The organism is Akkermansiaceae bacterium, assembly GCA_017798145.1.
Taxonomy (GTDB): domain Bacteria; phylum Verrucomicrobiota; class Verrucomicrobiia; order Verrucomicrobiales; family Akkermansiaceae; genus Luteolibacter.
Map to the genome: position 1 here is coordinate 4,260,850 of CP059069.1, position 17,446 is coordinate 4,278,295.

Genomic DNA, 17,446 nt, shown 5'->3' on the forward strand with positions numbered 1-17,446 from the left:
ACAAGGTAAGAGTTAACCCTCATCCGCGAGACTGCCTGAGCAAATGCGCCAGGTCTCCGGGCTTGCCCGGATAGAGGTCGGACACGCCACACTGCAGCACCTTGGCAAGCACCAGCAACTCGGCGTCGTTGACCCGCCGCAAACGAGCCTCGATCTTCGACAGACCTCCGCGCGTGAGATCCCAACCCGCCACCTGGAGCTTCGCGGATAGCGGTTGTTGGGTGAGGAGCATCCTTTCACCCACATGGAAAATACAAAAATTCACATCTATTAAAATGCTTCTCCAGCGATGCTTGTGAGTTACAATGGCCGATGATGGCTCGACACGGATCGTGTCAGCGACAACAGCCTCAAACTCACGGGTCATGCATCAAGAATCGCACTCTCACCTAAAGCAACTTCTCACCACCTTCAACGCCACCAGTCTCGGCGAAGGCAACATCAACGCCGGCGCCAACGTCCTGGCCACAATGGCTGTCACTCTGGCCAACGTCGCTCGCACCGGCAGCGGCATTGGATCACCGCAGACGGGACGGATGCGGGTCGGAGCAAGCTTGCTCGTCAGCGGAGGACTGACCACGAGCCTTGTGCGCGATGATGTCATCACGGAAACAGCCGTCCGCCAGAACAACCTCTTGGCACAGCTCAGGCGGCTGATCGGCGACAAGATTGCGGATGCGAAGAGGGATGGTCTGGGGACGGTCGAGTTTCCGAGCGGCCCCAAGGCGAACTACTCCGGGAACGCACTTTACCGGCTTGAGCACAGCGATCCCCTAGTTCCCGAGGACGTGGTGGAATCATGGAAGGATGTCATCGGCCTGCCTCCGAATCCCCGGATCGAAGACCTCGCAGCCCACCCGAAGATTTTGGTCACGGCAAAAACTCCCCGGCACTTGGACAAGCAGCTGGTCGGACTCCACCACAACCGTCCCCTGGTTGTCCTTGGGCTGAACTCAGCCGCCGACGCCTCCAGCATGTCGGAGACCTGCAACGCACTTTTGAACGGGACATTCCCCTGCGGCGAGTGGGGAGAGACGGCGGCAGGGAACTTCCTCATCACCGACCCGGGCACCGTGTTGTGTGAGATCGCACAGAACTCATCCGGCAAAGCCACCTGGCACAACCGCATGGTGTGGTTGGTGGATGGGAACCTGGGCCCCGATGCCGTCGAGGACGGTGCAGGTGAAGGCATGGTGCGTGCGGATAACATGACCGGGCGCTTCGGAGAGGCTCTCTCGTCTGCTTTTGCAAAGCGGCTGAACAACCACGACGCCAGCCCGACGATCCATGCGTTTGATCTCACCCGCAGCCAACTGCGGTGGGTGAAGTTCCTGGAAGGCATGGAGAGCCGCCTCCCCGGTATCACAGGAACAGCCCGCAGCCTGCTGGCCACCCTTTCCTTCGGCCTGATCGAACTCGCCAACGCGTCGCCCCGCCAGCGACTCCCATTGGCTCCCTCTGAGGTGGAGGCATTGGCACGCTGGGTCATCCTACGCATGGCCAACGCGAGGGCTGCGATGCTCGGATCGGCTGAGCGGGAGAGTTTGCAGGAACTAGCAAGGCGGGTTCACATCAGACTGAGTGAAGGCCGGCTGCCGAAGCGCGACATCTACCGGTCGCTGAGGATCAGTGCAAGCCAGTGCGATGAACTGCTGCTCCGGTTGCAATCGGCCCGGTGGGTGCAGAGGATCGGCAACGAATGGGAGAGCACCAAGGCAGGGATGCTCCAAAAACAGGAACTGGAGAACCTCTTCATTGACGTATGATCGCTGACAACTTTACCGGCCTACCTGCGTGGACACCTCCCGCCACCCTTACCCAGCTCGGGGAGCCGCCGCATCGGGTGCTTGCCGAGTTCATCCACGGTTGCTCGCAGGACGATAAGACCCGCACGGCCGCCACCACCGCCTTGGTGCTCAGCCTCTGGCAGCTGCAGGGGATCAAGCTCACGCCTCAGGTGCCATCACTGCTGCTCGTCCACCCCGGGGAACCGGCGGACGATCCGATTGACTCGTTCGTGAAAGATCTCGTCTACAACGAGGAGGACACCAAGCCCCGCGTGCAGCGACAGGGCCCCTTCATGCACATGGCCGTCGAGCAGGCTCCGCAGTCCATGATGAACGCCTACCTGAAGCGACAGCAAATGGGACGTGAGCTGGAAGGTAGCCCCATGCGTCAGCTAGAGGCGCGGAATGCCGAGGAGCGGTTTCATGCAGCCTCGATCACAGCCCATGGATTCGGGCACAGCCGTCCGTATGCGGAGGCCTGGCACCCGGACTACGGGCTGCTTGCCGATGAGGAGGGACAAATCATCCTGCGTCTGAATGGCGACGAGGATCGCAAAGTGTTCCTGGATGATCTGCAACACCACCCGGGCAAGCTGGTTTTCCCTCAGGGCATCTGCCCCCATCTTTTTCCCGTTGGCAAAAGCATCTCACTTTCCGGCTCGGTGAGCCTGCCACAAGCGCGCACTGCCAACGAAATCGTGGCATACGGCCAGCCCCTATTCCTGGTGCCGCACCTGGAGTGCGATTCCCTCAAGGTGGATAATGCTCCAGCGCTGCAGGCCTTGGCGCAAACATGGCGGCACGCGGTCATTGCGCCCGTGGCTACGTCGCCGCGTCTGCCGACATCGGAGTGGACCCGCACCTACCGGAATGCCCTCCGGAAGCGGTTGGCGTTGCTGCCCTACGATCACGCGTTCGCCATCCAGCAGGCGATCCATCAACTGGACGGCATCTGCGACCGGATTGTGAGCTTCGCGGGACGGATGTGTGGAGAGGTCGAGGAGCTTGGGGCTCTCGTCCGGGACATCTATGGGCACGCCCTGCGGGGGATGGTGCTCAGCGTCGCAGGGCTTTCATGGACTGGCCGGGGACTTTACCTCGGCCCGGAATGCGAGCCGCTCCGTGAGAAGGCGATCAAGATACTCACCAGGCTGCGCAGCAAGGGGACGGTTACCACAACCGAGCTTCTCAAGAACTTCCACATGAAGAAGCTGGAGCGTGACGCGTTGCTTCAGCGGCTCTCCGAGGAGAATCTTCTCCGGGTAGAGGGCAGTGAAGTCGTAGCCACGACCTATCAGGAATTCGTGGAGGGTCTGTATCGGCGTGAGGAGTTTCCACCAGTCGTGAACGAATGGGAGGTGCTTCAACAGCGGCTCAAGGTGGCGAGGGAATAAGTCAGGCTGATTCTCCACCGATCCCGATTCGCACGCATCGGCTCACCATGCTGGCCCGGTAAATCATTGTCGCCGTGACAGTCGCAACGAAGCCAGTGTGACGGAGTGTGATTTTTTTCGCAGGGATAAGGCTCCCGCCAATCTGTGGCGCACAAAGCTGATCCATGACATACTCGACAACGATGACGCCTGCCGACATTGGGCTGACAGTGTCGGATTTGTCAGTGGTGCAGGATCGCATCCTCTACTACCTCCAAAGCCGTGGTGTATGCCCTCATCAATACCACATTTGGGCGATTTTGGATTAGGGTGCAATTTAGGGTGCAGTCAGTTGCCTTTTTTATCGCAAACCCTTATGGGATAAGATGGTGCGCGCTGCAGGGTTCGAACCTGCGACCCCATCCGTGTGAAGGATGTGCTCTACCGCTGAGCTAAGCGCGCTTTCGCGGGGCGGGAGGATGGATGTCTGCGGTGGCTTTTGGCAAGCGGATTTGTGGATTGATATGCGGTGGAAACGAGGTATGTTTCACATAAGCTGATGTTCAACGCATACAATCTTTTGGCGGGCTTCATTTTCGGAGCGATAGGCTGGGGTTCCTGGCGCTACGGCAGGACTCTGGATCGTTGGAAGCCAGTGGCGATCGGATTGGTTCTGATGGCCTACCCGTATTTCGTCTTCAACAGCTGGCTGCTGTGGGGGATAGGGATCGGCTTGCTGGTTCTGCTGTGGTTCCAGCACGACGAGTGAGGTGGTGGTTGCCCGGGCGCCGCGTTCTGGAAGCTCTTCGAGGCGGGCGATGCGGTTCATGACAAGGAGCCAAACCAAGAGGAGAGTTGTCAGGTGGGCGAGGGGGATGAGGTAGCAGGGGAGGCGGATGCCCTCAGTCCAGAGTGCTGGCTCCGAAAAGAGCGACGGCAAGAAGGATGCCGATGCGGCGTTTCTGCTAGGAATGCATGGGTGGCTTCCTGTCTCCGAAACGCATTCAGGATTTGGAATTTCTCAGGGTATGGGCGAGGCGGGTTGCGGCCAGTTCCAGGAGCTGCGGGGCGCTTTCGATGGCCTGTTCCAAGGTCATCGGGGAATTCATGATGGAGGCGATCCCATCGAAGTGGCCGTGCAGTAGTTCCTCGTCCGCGAGGCGGCCCGCAAGGGCATAGACTGGCACACCGTGCTTCCGGGCGAGTTTTGAAACCCCATGCGGGGTTTTGCCTTCGAGCGTCTGGGAGTCGAGCGAACCCTCTGCGGTGATGACCAGACCGGCGAGGGCGATGAGTTTTTCTGCGCCGAGGGCTCCGGCGATGCAGTCGAAACCCGATTCGAGGGAGGCGGAGCAGAAGGTCATGAGGCCGTATCCGAGCCCTCCGGCGGCACCTGCGCCAGGGGTTTCCTGGAAGCGGGTTCCGAAATGTGCGCCGCAAATCTCCGCGAACCGGGAGAGGCCTGCTTCGGCGGATTCCATGGCCTCCGGCGGCAGCCCTTTCTGTGAGCCATAGACTCGGGTCGCGCCCCGTGGGCCGAGGAGTGGGTTGGAAACATCACAGGCAACGCGGATGGGTGGGAGTTTGCGGAGACCGGAAGAGTCGATGGAGGTGATGCGCGGGAAGTTGAGAGGGATGGCATCGAGGTTGTTCCCGCTTTCATCCAGGAAACGGCAGCCGAGGGCGGAGGCCAGGCCGATTCCCGCGTCGTTGGTGGCGCTGCCGCCTATGCCTACGATGATGCGTGATGCTCCGGCAGAGGCGGCTGCGAGGAGCAGCTGTCCGACCCCGAAGGTGGATGAACGTTGGACATCGCGTTCGTTTTCCGCGATCCGCCAGAGACCGTTCGCCTGGGAGGACTCGATGATGGCGGTGCCGTCCGCCATGAGCAGCCATGAGGCCTCGACATCGCGCCCGAGGGCATCGGAGACCGTGGTTCCGGCGGGTTTGACGTCATCGGAGGCATCCCGGAAAGCATCCAGGATGCCCTCTCCGCCGTCGGCAAGGGGCAGAAGGATGTAGGCGGCATCCGGGAAAACCTTGGCAAAGCCGTCGCGTATCGCCTGCGCCGCCACGCGCCCGGTCAGGGAGCCCTTGAACTTGTCCGGCGCGATGAGGATATGCACGGGGACGAGCTTCGCCCGCTTGCCCCGGCAGGTCGAGCCATCGCTGAAGATTTGTTTGAAAGCTTGAACAAGTTTTTGACAAGCCTCGATTTGCCGTATACAGAACGCGCCCCGCAGGAGGAAAAGCCCCTTGCGGAAACGAAGATCCACCACCAACCGATTTTAGAAATGTCCAAGGCAACCACACTCAAAGCGGCTCCCCGCCTCCGCAGCGGCTCCGGGAAACTCAAGCAAATGCGCCGCGAAGGCTGGCTCCCCTCCGTGGTTTACGGGCGCGGTGTCGAAAGCGAGAACCTCAAGGTGGACGCCAAGACCTTTTCCGAGCTGCTCGCCCACAGCTCCTCGGACAGCATCCTGATCAACCTTGATGTCGAGGGCGAAGGCACCCGCTCGGTGTTCCTCAAGACCATCCAGCACGATCCGCTGACCGGTCATGCGCTGCATGTCGATTTCCTGGCGGTCAATGACAAGACCGAAATCACCGCCAACATCCCCGTGCATCTCATCGGTGAGGCCAAGGGTGTCAAGGCCGGCGGTATTCTCGAGCAATACGCCCACACGATCGAGATCATCTGCCTTCCCAAGGATCTCCCGGATTTCCTGGAAAAAGATGTGACCTCACTTGATGAGGGAGATTCACTCCACATCGGTGAATTGGATTTTCCGGCCGGTGTCAAGGCCACCCACGCGGCGGATGTCGTTGTGGCGCATATCGGAAAACCGGCAGCCCTCGTTTCCGAGCAGGCGGCAGTCACCGAAGCAGCCCCTGCTGTTGCCAAGGCGGCCAAGCCGGATGCCTGAGCGAACCCGATACAATCCGTTCCAACGGACGCCCGGGGATTGATTCCCCGGGCGTTTTCGTTTACCAGGAATACGCCTGCAAATGGATGCTCCGCAAACCAAAATGCCGATATCGCTGGTCATAGGCCTGGGGAATCCGGGCAGGCAGTATGAAGGCACACGCCACAACGTGGGCTTCATGCTGCTAGACAGGATCGCTGCGGCGGAGGGCGTGGAGTTCAGATCCGAGCCGCGTTTCCAGGCGCACATCGCGAAGCTGGCCGACGGCACGCTCCTCATGAAGCCTCAGACATTCATGAATCTGAGCGGCCGTTCGGTGCGGCAGCTGATGGCGTTTTTCAAATGGGATCCGGAACGCATGCTCGTTGCCTATGACGACGTAGCCCTGCCGCTCGGCCACCTGCGTTTCCGGGAAAAAGGCTCTGCGGGAGGGCACAACGGGATCAAATCGCTCATCGAGCACCTCGGCGGCGAGGGTTTCCCCCGCCTGAAAATGGGGATAGGCGCAGCCCAGGGCGGGGCTGGCATGACCGGACACGTGCTGGGGAAGTTCGCACCCGATGAGCGGGAAAGCCTTGAAAACATGCTTGCCACCGCCCTGGAAGCGGTTCAGCTTTCGCGCTCCCAAGGTGTCGCCTTGGCTTCAAACCGTTTCAACACACCACGCAACAAACCAACCCCGAACAACCAAGATGAGCCGCAAATACGAAGGCCTGATAGTCCTGACCACCAAGAGCCAGGAAGGCAGCATGGATGACCTTGTCACCGCAATCTCCAAGGACATCGAGTCCGAAGGGGCGAAGGTGGAGAAAATCGAGAACATGGGCCGCAAGGACTTCGCCTACACCCCTCGCAAGATCAACGGTGCGCATTACGTCACCTACACGATCTCCGGCGGGCCGGAATGCATCACCAAGATCAAGGCAAAGCTCGCCCTGAACGATTCGGTTTACATGAACCAGTTCAACCGCGTGGCATAACTCCCGTCCGGCATCTCGCCGAATCCCCCATATCCCACCTCACCTTTTCCTATGGCCAACCTCAACAAAGTGATGCTGATCGGCAACCTGACACGCGATCCCGAATTGCGGCACACCCCGAAAGGCTCCGCCGTGGCCGATCTGAGCATCGCCGTGAACCGCAGGACCCAGGACGGCAACGGTGGCTGGAGGGATGAGACAATCTTCGTGGATGTCACCGTCTGGGGAAACACCGCTGAGAACGCCCATAAATACCTGACCAAAGGCCGTGGCGTCTTCATTGAAGGTCGCCTGCAGATGGATACCTGGGACGACAAGGAAACCGGCAAAAAGCGCAGCAAGCTCAAGGTCGTCGGGGAAATCCTCCAGTTCCTTCCGGACGGGAAGGGCGGAGCCACCAGGCAATACAACAGCGAGGAGGGCGGAAGCTCCGGCGGCGACCGCCAGGGCGGTTCCCCGGCACCCGCCGGCGATTACGAGGAAGAGGACGACATCCCGTTCTGATCCTTTTCGGGGGCGGCTAGCGTTCCGAATTCGCCGGCTTCAGGTAATAGAGCACGGCCATGCGGGCGGCGATGCCGTTTTCCACCTGGTCGTTGATGAGCGAGCGTTCGTAATCCATCACCGCATCGCAAAGCTCAACACCGCGGTTCACCGGGCCGGGGTGCATGAGATACAGGCCGCGTTTGCGGATTTCCTCCAGGCGCGCGTCGGTGATGCCGTAGAGCCTGTGATACTCGCGTATGGAGGGGAAAAACGGCGCGTCCTGCCGCTCCATCTGGACACGGAGCAGATAGATGATGTCAGGCTCCCACCTCATCGCCTCCGCATGGTCCGTGAAACGCACGATGTTCTCCGGGCCGTTCCTCGGCAGCAGCGAGCCGGGGCCGAGGAAGGCGACGTCGACCCCGAGTTTTTTGAGGATGCAGGAAGTGGAGCGCGCGACGCGGGAGTGCAGGATGTCTCCGATGATGAGGACTTTCTTCCCGGCGGGTTCGGGGAATTTCTCCTTGATGGTGAAAGCGTCCAGCAAGGCCTGGGTGGGGTGGGCGTGGGCGCCGTCCCCGGCATTGATGACTGATGCCTTGGTCTGCGCCGCGATCGCTGCCGGCAGGCCGGAGCGGGAGTGGCGGACGATGATGTAGTCCGTGCGCATCGCCTGCAAGGTCTCCACCGTCTCGCGAACCGATTCGCCCTTGGTGATGGAGGAATGCCTGACATCGAAATTCGTCACATCCGCCGAAAGCCTTTTTGCAGCGACCTCGAAGGACGAATGCGTGCGGGTGGATGGCTCGTAGAAAAGCGTGAGAACCGATTTCCCTTTGAGCGCAGGAACCTTTTTCACGGAACGTGTGAAGAGCTCCTTGAAAGGGGCGGCCTGATCCAGCAGGAGGTCGATTTCCCCTCGTTCAAGCGATGCGATGTCGAGCAGGTCTTTACGGGCCATTTTGGAAAAGGGGTGCGTAGTGTAGGAGTCCGAAGGCGGAGGTTAGGAAAACCAGCATGAAGATCAGCGCGGCATGGTGCCGTGAGCGCGGCTTGCGCATGGCGATGTATAGGGAAACCGCCAGGGACAAGGCGAGCAGAACGATGGGTGTGATGGGGGCCGTGCGCTGGTAGGCGCATGCCGCCGCCGCGAGTGCAAGGAGATATCCGGGTGCATAGAGCAGCGGATGGGCCGTCTGCCTGCGGAGGTGTGACGCCGGATCCGAGCCGGGATTCTGCAACTGAGCCAGAGCCTCGCGTTTGCGGATCTGGGCGATATCGCGGGGATCATGGCGGTGGGCGGGAAGGGCGGTCTTGTTCATGGCAGGCACCGGTGGGGCGGGTGCCAAAGGGAGATCGTGCTTGCGGAGGCGATGCGCCGCAGCGGCCTCCACCCGGCTGGGGATGGGCGCTATGTCCAGTTGGATGACCGCTTCAACTGGCTTCGCCATCGCCGCCTCGGCCCCGAGGGGGGCTGCTGCGGGATCACTTGCGGGCGGCATGGTTGGCTTCGCCGCTGGGGCTTTTTCCGGCTGTGCGGGGGGGGGCGGCACCCCCATGCCCTCGCGAAGCGCGGCAATCTCTTCCGGGCTCTTTTTCTTATCGGGTATCATGGCCGCATGGGTGTTACGACGCGGATGAGATCCTCCCCGTCGGTGCCTTCGAGCGAGACATGGACGTGTTCCAGTCGCTGCGTTTCAAGGGCGATTCCCACGTAGTCCGCACAGATCGGTAGCTCCCTGTGCCCGCGGTCGATGAGAACTGCCAGCTCCACCTTCGCCGGGCGCCCGTAATCGGAAAGCGCATCGAGCGCGGCGCGTATCGTGCGCCCGGTGAAAAGGACGTCATCCACGAGTATGATGTGGGCTCCGTCCACGGGGAAGGGGATGTCGCTTTCCTGAAGCTTCGGGTTCGAGTGGAGGTGCTCGAAATCATCGCGATAGAGCGATATGTCGAGGACGCCGAACTGGAGCTCCCTGTCATCCGATGAAAGGTGGGTCAGCAGCCGTTCCGCGACTTCATCGCCGCGCGAGCGGATCCCAACGAGGGCGACAGGTTTGTCCGGATTGGCTGCCTGTATGGCTTCCGCGAGCTTCCCGATGCCTGCGGCGATGTCATCCGGGGAGAGCGTGAGCCGTATGCTTTCCGGGCTATGTGATTTCGCTTCCGGAAAATGAAGTATGCCGATGTCCGTGCGGCGTTGCAGGCCGTCGAAGGAGATTTTTTCCGCTGCCGCATGCGCCGCCTCGACCGCCGTGATCCTGTCCGGTGCACTTGCCACACATGCGAGCACGCGCCCTCCGTTGGTCTGCCATTTTCCGCCGGAGAGCCGCGTCCCGGAGTGGAAAACCGCCTGGCCGCAATCAGGGATGCCCGAGATCACATCGCCCGAGCGCGAGCTTTCCGGGTATCCATGGGAAGCAAGGATCACGCAGACGGACCAGTTGTCGGAAAAGGAAATCAGATCCTTGCGGAGATTGCCCTTGGCACCCTCCAGGCAGAATGAGGCGAGATCGCCCTGCAGCAATGGCATCACCGCCTGGCATTCCGGATCCCCGAAGCGGCAGTTGTATTCGATCACCTTCGGCCCGTCCGGGGTGAGCATGAGGCCGAAGTAGAGGAAGCCCCGGTATGGCAGCTTCTCGGCCCGCAGCGCGGCCACGGTAGGCGCGACGATGGACTCGTCGATGACCGCGAACATCTCTGCGGAAATGAGTTTCCGCGAGGCCACCGCGCCCATGCCTCCGGTGTTCGGCCCCTTGTCGCCGTTGCCGAGGCGCTTGTAATCGCGGGCGGGGGTGAGGATCAGGTAATCATCGTCGGAAATGGCCGCGAAGATGGAAACCTCCGGGCCGGTCAGGCAATCCTCGACCAACAGCCGCCCCTCTCCGAAGCGTTTTTCCACAAACACCTCGTTGAGGAAATCCATCGCGGATTTCTCATCCGGGCACACGGCGACCCCCTTGCCTGCCGCGAGGCCGTCGAATTTCAGCACCGTCGGGTAGGTGCCTGCGATGGCGGCGATGGCGCTTTCCAGGGAATCGCAGGCGCTCGCTTGCGCCGTGGGGATATCGTTGCGCACCAGGAAATCCTTGGCGAATTCCTTGCTGGCCTCCAGTTGCGCGGATTCCTTGGGCGGCCCCCAGCAGGGGATTCCGTTGGCCTCGCAGAGATTCGCCAAGCCCTCGCCGGTGACGAGGTAGGACTCCTCCCCGGCGATGCAGAGATCGATCCCGTTGCCCTTCATCCACGCGATGAGCGAGGGCAGGTCGGTGGCATCGGTCGGCCGGGCGATTTCGAAAATCGCGTCACTGCCGGGGAAGGAAAAGATCTGCGGCTTGGCGGGGGAGAGGGATAGGGTATGGATCAGGGCGTGCTCGCGGCCGCCTTTTCCTACAACAAGTATCTTCATCCCCAGAGGTTTTCGGGGAAAAGCGGCGGATGGGCAAGGATGGAGATTGGGTGAATCGCCGGACGCTACCGGCTTGCCTGGGGCGAGGGTATGACCTTTGCTTCCGGAAATGGACGGTTCGCTGCTGCTGCTTGGTGTGAAAGGGACGGGGCTTTCCCCGGAGGAGGCCTCCCTTTTCAGGAAACTCCAGCCTGCCGGATTCATCCTCTTTACCAGAAACATCGAAAGCCCACAGCAGGTCCGCAAGCTGACGGACGATCTGCGCGGGCTTTGCATGGACGAGCCCATCCTCGCGATCGACCAGGAGGGCGGGCGCGTGACCCGGACGGCCGGCATTGCCCCTGCGCTGCCCTCGGCGGCGGCCTTTGCGGCGAAGCCGGAGACCGAGCAGATCGCGAGGGCAGGGGAGCTCACGGCCGAGCTGCTGCGCATGCTGGGGCTCAACCTGAACTTCGCGCCGGTGCTGGACCTCGACCATTTCCCTGGGATGCAGAACGCGCTGCGACAGAGGTGCTGGGGGCGGGATTGTCAGGATGTCATCAACCGCGCCGGAATGTGGAACCGCTGGACCCGCAAGCGCGGGATGCTTGGCTGCGGGAAACATTTCCCCGCCTGCGGCAGGGCGCAATCCGACCCCCACGAGGATCTCCCTTTCTCCGATGCGTCCAAAGAGGAAATGATGGCGGAGGACGTGATCCCCTACACCGCCCTGATGCCGGAACTCGATGCGGTCATGCTCGCACACGTGATGTTCCCGAAGCTTGATCCGGAGCTGCCGGCCTCCCTTTCGAGGACGATTGTGACCGCCTGGCTGCGCGACCAGCTCGGCTTCGACAAGCACCTCGTGATGACCGACGACCTCGACATGGGCGCGATCGCCGCCCGCTACGGTCGCGGCGAGGATGTGAAGCTCGCGATCAAGGCCGGCAACGATCTCGCGATGATCTGCCACAAAACCGAAACCGCGGAAACCGCAGCGCAGGCCATCGGGGAGCTATCCCCCGATATCCGCGACGATGCGCGGGCGAGGCTTGCGAAGTTCCGGAAAATGATGTCAGCCCCCCTGGATTTTTCCGAAGGGAAATGGGACGCGATGTGTGCGAAGATCGCGGATGTCGTCGCTGCGGTCCCCGAACCGGGAGCGGGCGACGTGAGGAGTGCGGTCACCAGATACTAGCTGCCTACTCCCTGTCCCGGCTATCCAGCCAGATGGTCACCGGGCCGTCGTTGGTCAGGGAGACTTTCATGTCGGCTCCGAAGACGCCGCGGGCGACAGGCTTGCCGATCTCCGCCTCCAAGGCCGCGCAGAACGATTCGTAGAGCGGCTCGGAATGCGCGGGGGCGGCGGCATCGAGGAATGAAGGGCGGTTGCCCTTTTTTGTGGAGGCATGGAGCGTGAACTGGCTGACAACCAGGATATCCCCTCCGACATCGAGGACGGAGCGGTTCATTTTCCCATCCTCATCCGCAAACACCCTCATCCGCGCGATTTTCCCGCACAGCCATCCGCCGTCGCTTTCATCATCCCCGCCCGCGATCCCCAGCAATGCGAGAAAACCGGGGCCGATGGAGGAAATCCGTTCCCCCTTAATGCTGACGGAGGCGGAGGAAACACGTTGTAGGAGAACTCGCATGACCCTCAGGATGGCGGTTGTTCACAGTTCTTCCAGAGGAAATGGGCTGCATGGAAGCTTAGAAATTGCGAAGCGGCCATCCAGCCGACAGGATGCGCCCCACCCATGGCCGAATCCCCGAAAAAAGCACCCGCAAATCTCTTTTCCGCAGGCCCCGACAAAGGCACTCAGCCGATGGACGACGTCACCCGCGCCCTCCCGCACGCCGTCGGGCCGGAAAAGTCCCTGCTCTCAACCATGCTCCAGGATCCGCAGGAATACATAGGCCGGGCGGTGGAGGAAAAACTCACCCACTCCCATTTCTACCTGCCGGGCCACTCGACGCTCTTCGGCTTTCTCATCCAACTCTTCGAGGCGGGGCACGAGGTGGAACTCGTCTCGCTGGTGCAGCGGCTGCTCGACAAGGGCTTGCTGGAGAAATGCGGCGGCCCGGGCTACCTGACGGAGCTGTACACCTATGCGCCCAGCCCGGGGCATTTCCACCACCACCTCCAGCATGTGAAGGACAAGTTCATCCTTCGCTCCATCATCCGCAGCTCGAACGAGGCGGTGGCGATGGCCTATGAGGCGCCCGACGAGGTGCCGGAGCTCCTCGATTCCGTTGAGCAATCCATTCTCGCCATCCGCGAGAGCGCGGAGACCAGCCAGGGGCAGACGCTCAAGCAGACCGTCGAGGAGGTGATGCGGAATTTCCAGATGCTCATCTCCAAGGAGAAGGTCTCGGCGGGGATCAGCACCGGCTTCGAGGAGCTGGACAGGAAATCCGGCGGCCTCAAGGCGGGGGAAATGTTCGTCGTCGCCGCCCGCCCCTCGATGGGAAAGACCTCGTTCATGATGAACATCGTGGAAAACATCTGCCTCGACCAAGGCAAGCCGTGCATGGTCTTCTCCTGCGAGATGAGCTCCGCCCAGCTTGTCCAGCGCCTGCTATTCGCGCGCGCGAAGTTCGCCGTCTCCCAGCTCACCCGTGGATACTCCCCCAAGAAACAGGAGTTGGAGCGCATCCGCAACGCATCGCAGCAGATCATCGATTCCAAGCTCTTCATCGACGACACCGCAGGAATCTCCATCAACGAGCTGCGCGCGAAAGCCCGCCGCAAGAAGCGCGATGAGAACATCGAGTTCATCGCCATCGACTACCTCCAGCTCATGAAATCCCGCACCAAGCAGGCGGAGAACTCACGTGAACGCGAGATCGCGGAAATCTCCGGCGGCATCAAGGCTTTGGCGAAAGAGCTCAGCATCCCCATCCTCATCCTCGCCCAGCTCAACCGCGGCCCGGAAGGGCGGACGGGGAAAAGCCTCGGCGTCCCGCGAATGTCCGACCTGCGCGAGTCCGGTTCCATCGAGCAGGACGCCGACCTCGTCGGCCTCCTCTACCGGAACAAATACTATGCCGAAAACGAGGAGGAACGCGCCGCCCTGGAAGGCAAGGCGGAGCTCGTCCTCGCGAAAAACCGCAACGGCGAGACCGGCGGCATCCCTCTCACCTTCGTGGAGGAACTCATGCGCTTCGAGACCGGCCCGCCTGCGGAAGAGCCGGAGTGAACGGGTTCCGGCTTGCAAGAAACGCCGTGCCGCTGCCTGTAGTGTCACCGATGAAAATGAAAACCCTTGCCCTCCCGTTCCTTCTGGCATGCGCCCCACTCTCCGCGGCAGCGGACAAGCCCAACATCGTTTTCCTGCTGGTTGATGACCTTGGGTGGGGGGACTTCGGCTGCTACGGGGCGGAATTCAACGAGACCCCGCACATCGACAAGCTCGCCGAGGACGGCATGCGTTTCACCAACGCCTACGCCGCCTGCACCGTCTGCTCGCCCAGCCGCGCCGCCATCCTCAGCGGCTGCTATCCGGCACGCCTGCACCTGACGGATTGGATCGCGGGTCACAACAACCCCAAGGCGAAGCTCAAAATCCCGGATTGGAAAATGAAAATCGACCATGAACGGGTGCTGCTCCCCGAGGCGCTCAAGGAGGCGGGCTACGCCACCGGATTTTTCGGCAAATGGCACCTCATGCCCAACGGCCAGCCTGATTTCGAGGAGCATTTCCCCACCGACCACGGCTTCGACACCAACGTCGGTGGCCGCGAATGGGGGCAGCCCAAGGGGCCGGGCAAATATTTCTCGCCCTTCGGCATGCCGGGTCTGGATGACGGCAAGCCAGGCGATTTCCTGACAGACAAGCTCACCGATGCGGCCGTCGATTTCCTCGGCAACACAAAACGCGACCAACCCTTCCTGCTTTATTTTTCCTACTACACCGTGCACGCGCCGCTGATGGCACCGCCGGAACTGGTGGAAAAATACACGAAGAAGGCAGAGACCTTCGACAACGCCAAGGACGAGTGGCTCGACCCGAGGAGGGCGGGCATGGTCGAGAGACTCGATGACAGCGTTGGCCGCATCGTCGCGAAACTTGAGGAAATGGGCATCGCCGATGACACCGTGATCATCCTGACCGGGGACAACGGCGGCGATGACAGGAGGACGAGCGGCGGTTTGCGGGATTACAAGGGCTTCTCCCATGAAGGTGCGGTCAGGGAGCCGCTTATCGTGAAATGGCCGGGCAAGATCGACGCCGCATCTTCCTGCGGGGTGCCTGTGATCGGCATGGACTTCTATCCGACCATACTCGATCTCGCCGGGCTGGAGCAGCGCCCGGATCAGCACATGGACGGCATCAGCATCGCCAATCTCCTGAAAGATCCCGAGGCCTCCTTGCCCCGCGAAACCCTCTTCTGGCACTACCCGCATTACCACCGCACCAAGCCCTACGGCGCGATACGGCATGGCGATTGGAAACTGATCGAGTTCTTCGAGAACGGGAACACCGAGCTCTACGACCTGAAGGAAGACCCTTCCGAGAAAAGGGATCTTTCAAAGGAAAACCCCGCCAAGGCGGCGGAGCTGTTAGGGAAGCTGGCCGCATGGCGCAAGGCCTCCGGCGCACAGATGATGACACCGAACCCGAACTACGATCCTGGCGCCGGGAAGGGAAAGCGTGGGAAAAAGCCCGCCAAGAACTGATGCGGCTGCGACCGGTGCAAGCCGCCGAAATAATTTCGGAAATTTTGAACATTCCGGTTTCCGTAGGGTCTATCCCCCTTGGACACCGACAATGTCGGTTTCATGTAAGGGTGTAACAGCAGTTGTCTATCTGATCTCATGGGTGTGGGTGATGGTATGACGACCTTATCGGGCCGCCGGGGAAGGGACTCCCCGGCGGCCTACCCGTTTTCAGGGCAGGGGATGCGGTCAGATCTCGCCTATGTCCTCGTTCCAGAGGGAAGGGTTGGCGGCTATGAAGTCCTGCATCATTTCAACGCAGGCCGGATCGTTGGCGACGGTCATCTCGACACCGTTTGCCCGGAGGTGGTCTTCCGCACCGAGGAATGTCCTGTTTTCCCCAATCACCACCCGGGGGATCCTGTAGAGGAGGATCGCCCCGCTGCACATGGGGCAGGGGGAGAGCGTGGTGTAGAGGGTGCATCTGCGGTAGGTGGCCGGGGCAATGCGGCCTGCGTTCTCCAGGGCATCCATTTCCCCGTGGAGGATGGTGCTGCCTTTCTGGATGCGCCGGTTGTGGCCGCGGCCGATGATTTCCCCATCCAGGACGATCACGCTGCCTATGGGTATGCCCCCCTCGCGGAGGCCTTTCCTGGCCTCGTCAACCGCAGCTTGCAGAAATTCATCCATGGCCGAGAATGTGCTTTCCAACCGCCCTCACGTCCAGCCAAAGACGGGGCGGAAACATTTCAGGAAAACGAAGACATGCCAAAGGTAAGATTAGCCGGAACGGTTACGGGAGAGAGGGACCGCAACAGGGAAACGAGGGCGAAACTGCTCTACCAGCTCTTCAGCAAGGGCTGGGACATCTACAACTCCAACGGCGACCAGCGGATCTCGCTTTCCAACATTGAGCGGAAGATCATCGAGGCGGATGCCTTCGTGTTCACACCCGGGGCGACGCTTGAGGACCTGTTCAAGGCGGTGTCGATATTCGTCGGTTACCAGACATTGGACAGGAACCTGGAGAACAAGCCGACCGTGCTGCTCAACTCCGACCAGTCATGGACGCCGCTCTACGCGCTTCTCGCCCATCTCAACGCGATGGGGACGGTGAAGCAGGACCCGCGGGATTACCTGCTCTCCGCGGATCATGTCGAGGATGTCATCGAACTCCTCGACCGTGCCCGGCAGATCGGATTGCCCGATGCCGGGAGGGAGCGGACGGGCGAGCCCGCAGGGCCGTCCTTCGAGACCCCGCTGCCCGAGGGGCACATCGGGAATGTCTGCGTGTTCTGCTCCGCCTCGATCGAGAAGGAGGACTACCTTGCCGATGGCTACCAGCTCGGAAAAAGCCTTGCGGAGAGTGGCTTCGGCTGTGTTTCCGGGGCGGGGAATTCGGGGATCATGGGGGAGGTTGTGCGCGGCTCGGTGGATGCCGGCGGTTGGGCGGGAGGTTCAAACGTCCCGCACATCATCGAGCTGGAGGGGCTTCCCGAGGGGCTTTCCAGCTTCTGGCTCAGGCCGGACATCTACACCCGCATGGAAATCATGATCGAGCGCTCCGATGCGTTCGTCATTTTCCCCGGCGGGGCGGGCACCGTGCAGGAAATGCTGGCGCTGATGATCTTCAAGCACCAGGGGAACAAGGGCATGGAGGGCAAGCCGGTGATCGTCTTCGACAGGCTCGACAGGAACGGGATGCGCTTCTGGACGCCGCTCATCAAGCTCCTCGGCGAATGGTGCTACGACGGGGAGTTCGTCGTGGTGGACGAGCTTTCGGAGATCGTCCCGAAGGTCAGGGAACTCATGGCAAAGGCATGACTTTTCCGCGATCCG

At 61.3% G+C, this 17,446-nt stretch carries 18 protein-coding genes and 1 tRNA gene; 11 read left to right on the plus strand and 8 right to left on the minus strand.

Features of this window, described 5'->3' with window-relative positions; all coding sequences use genetic code 11:
* Positions 1–19: 19 nt before the first annotated feature.
* On the minus strand, positions 20–367 hold the full coding sequence (locus HZ994_18205) for a hypothetical protein (GenBank protein QTN34170.1): 348 nt from the start codon (positions 365–367) through the stop codon (positions 20–22).
* Between HZ994_18205 and HZ994_18210 the strand changes: the two genes are divergently transcribed.
* Both HZ994_18210 and HZ994_18215 read left to right on the plus strand, forming a co-directional pair.
* Entirely contained in the window at positions 366–1,766 is a 1,401-nt protein-coding gene (locus HZ994_18210; GenBank protein QTN34171.1) for a hypothetical protein, read from the plus strand. The genes HZ994_18205 and HZ994_18210 overlap by 2 nt on opposite strands.
* Positions 1,763–3,181 (plus strand): hypothetical protein, encoded by a 1,419-nt coding sequence (locus HZ994_18215; GenBank protein QTN34172.1) that lies wholly within the window; start codon positions 1,763–1,765, stop codon positions 3,179–3,181. Before HZ994_18210 ends, HZ994_18215 begins: the two co-directional genes overlap by 4 nt.
* Before the next feature lie 366 nt (positions 3,182–3,547).
* Here the strand turns inward: HZ994_18215 and HZ994_18220 are convergent.
* Positions 3,548–3,622: transfer RNA gene (locus HZ994_18220), tRNA-Val, on the minus strand.
* Between the two features lie 97 nt (positions 3,623–3,719).
* On the opposite strand from HZ994_18220, the gene HZ994_18225 reads away from it, so the two are divergent.
* Entirely contained in the window at positions 3,720–3,929 is a 210-nt protein-coding gene (locus tag HZ994_18225; GenBank protein ID QTN34173.1) for a hypothetical protein, read from the plus strand.
* 235 nt (positions 3,930–4,164) lie between these two features.
* Here the strand turns inward: HZ994_18225 and HZ994_18230 are convergent, their stop codons facing one another.
* The gene (locus HZ994_18230; GenBank protein QTN34174.1) at positions 4,165–5,286 is read right to left on the minus strand and encodes a glycerate kinase; all 1,122 of its coding nucleotides are present in this window, start codon (positions 5,284–5,286) and stop codon (positions 4,165–4,167) included.
* 168 nt (positions 5,287–5,454) lie between these two features.
* On the opposite strand from HZ994_18230, the gene HZ994_18235 reads away from it, so the two are divergent.
* From HZ994_18235 to ssb, 4 genes are all read left to right on the plus strand, one after another.
* Positions 5,455–6,087, plus strand: coding sequence for a 50S ribosomal protein L25 (locus HZ994_18235; GenBank protein ID QTN34175.1), 633 nt, complete (start codon positions 5,455–5,457; stop codon positions 6,085–6,087).
* Positions 6,088–6,190: 103 nt separating this feature from the next.
* Positions 6,191–6,844 (plus strand): aminoacyl-tRNA hydrolase, encoded by a 654-nt coding sequence (locus HZ994_18240; protein QTN34176.1) that lies wholly within the window; start codon positions 6,191–6,193, stop codon positions 6,842–6,844.
* Positions 6,780–7,067: a 30S ribosomal protein S6 gene (gene rpsF / locus HZ994_18245; protein QTN34177.1), complete on the plus strand. Its 288-nt coding sequence runs from the start codon at positions 6,780–6,782 to the stop codon at positions 7,065–7,067. Before HZ994_18240 ends, rpsF begins: the two co-directional genes overlap by 65 nt.
* A 51-nt stretch (positions 7,068–7,118) precedes the next feature.
* Complete coding sequence (ssb, locus tag HZ994_18250) at positions 7,119–7,571, plus strand: single-stranded DNA-binding protein (GenBank protein QTN34178.1); 453 nt, start codon at positions 7,119–7,121, stop codon at positions 7,569–7,571.
* A gap of 16 nt (positions 7,572–7,587) precedes the next feature.
* On the opposite strand, the gene HZ994_18255 is transcribed toward ssb, so the two are convergent.
* From HZ994_18255 to purD, 3 genes are read right to left on the minus strand one after another with little or no spacing between them, the layout of a single operon-like run.
* On the minus strand, positions 7,588–8,514 hold the full coding sequence (locus HZ994_18255) for an aspartate carbamoyltransferase catalytic subunit (GenBank protein ID QTN34179.1): 927 nt from the start codon (positions 8,512–8,514) through the stop codon (positions 7,588–7,590).
* Positions 8,504–9,166, minus strand: a complete 663-nt coding sequence (locus HZ994_18260) for a hypothetical protein (GenBank protein QTN34180.1) — start codon at positions 9,164–9,166, stop codon at positions 8,504–8,506. Before HZ994_18260 ends, HZ994_18255 begins: the two co-directional genes overlap by 11 nt.
* Positions 9,163–10,965, minus strand: coding sequence for a phosphoribosylamine--glycine ligase (gene purD, locus HZ994_18265; protein ID QTN34181.1), 1,803 nt, complete (start codon positions 10,963–10,965; stop codon positions 9,163–9,165). The genes HZ994_18260 and purD overlap by 4 nt, the downstream gene beginning before the upstream one ends.
* A gap of 109 nt (positions 10,966–11,074) precedes the next feature.
* Here purD and nagZ point away from each other — a divergent pair, with 109 nt between their 5' ends.
* A complete protein-coding gene (gene nagZ / locus HZ994_18270; protein QTN34182.1) occupies positions 11,075–12,142 on the plus strand; it encodes a beta-N-acetylhexosaminidase in 1,068 nt (355 codons plus the stop codon).
* A 4-nt stretch (positions 12,143–12,146) separates the two neighbouring features.
* Here nagZ and HZ994_18275 read toward each other — a convergent pair whose 3' ends face one another.
* On the minus strand, positions 12,147–12,599 hold the full coding sequence (locus HZ994_18275) for a D-tyrosyl-tRNA(Tyr) deacylase (GenBank protein QTN34183.1): 453 nt from the start codon (positions 12,597–12,599) through the stop codon (positions 12,147–12,149).
* A 105-nt stretch (positions 12,600–12,704) separates the two neighbouring features.
* On the opposite strand from HZ994_18275, the gene dnaB reads away from it, so the two are divergent.
* Together dnaB and HZ994_18285 are read left to right on the plus strand one after the other, a co-directional pair.
* Positions 12,705–14,147 carry a replicative DNA helicase gene (gene dnaB / locus HZ994_18280; protein QTN34184.1) on the plus strand — a complete coding sequence of 481 codons (1,443 nt, stop codon included), beginning with the start codon at positions 12,705–12,707 and terminating at the stop codon, positions 14,145–14,147.
* 50 nt (positions 14,148–14,197) lie between these two features.
* The gene (locus HZ994_18285; protein QTN34185.1) at positions 14,198–15,628 is read left to right on the plus strand and encodes a sulfatase; all 1,431 of its coding nucleotides are present in this window, start codon (positions 14,198–14,200) and stop codon (positions 15,626–15,628) included.
* 228 nt (positions 15,629–15,856) lie between these two features.
* Here the strand turns inward: HZ994_18285 and HZ994_18290 are convergent, their stop codons facing one another.
* The gene (locus HZ994_18290; GenBank protein QTN34186.1) at positions 15,857–16,297 is read right to left on the minus strand and encodes a nucleoside deaminase; all 441 of its coding nucleotides are present in this window, start codon (positions 16,295–16,297) and stop codon (positions 15,857–15,859) included.
* 75 nt (positions 16,298–16,372) lie between these two features.
* On the opposite strand from HZ994_18290, the gene HZ994_18295 reads away from it, so the two are divergent.
* Entirely contained in the window at positions 16,373–17,431 is a 1,059-nt protein-coding gene (locus tag HZ994_18295; GenBank protein QTN34187.1) for an LOG family protein, read from the plus strand.
* Positions 17,432–17,446 lie beyond the last annotated feature (15 nt).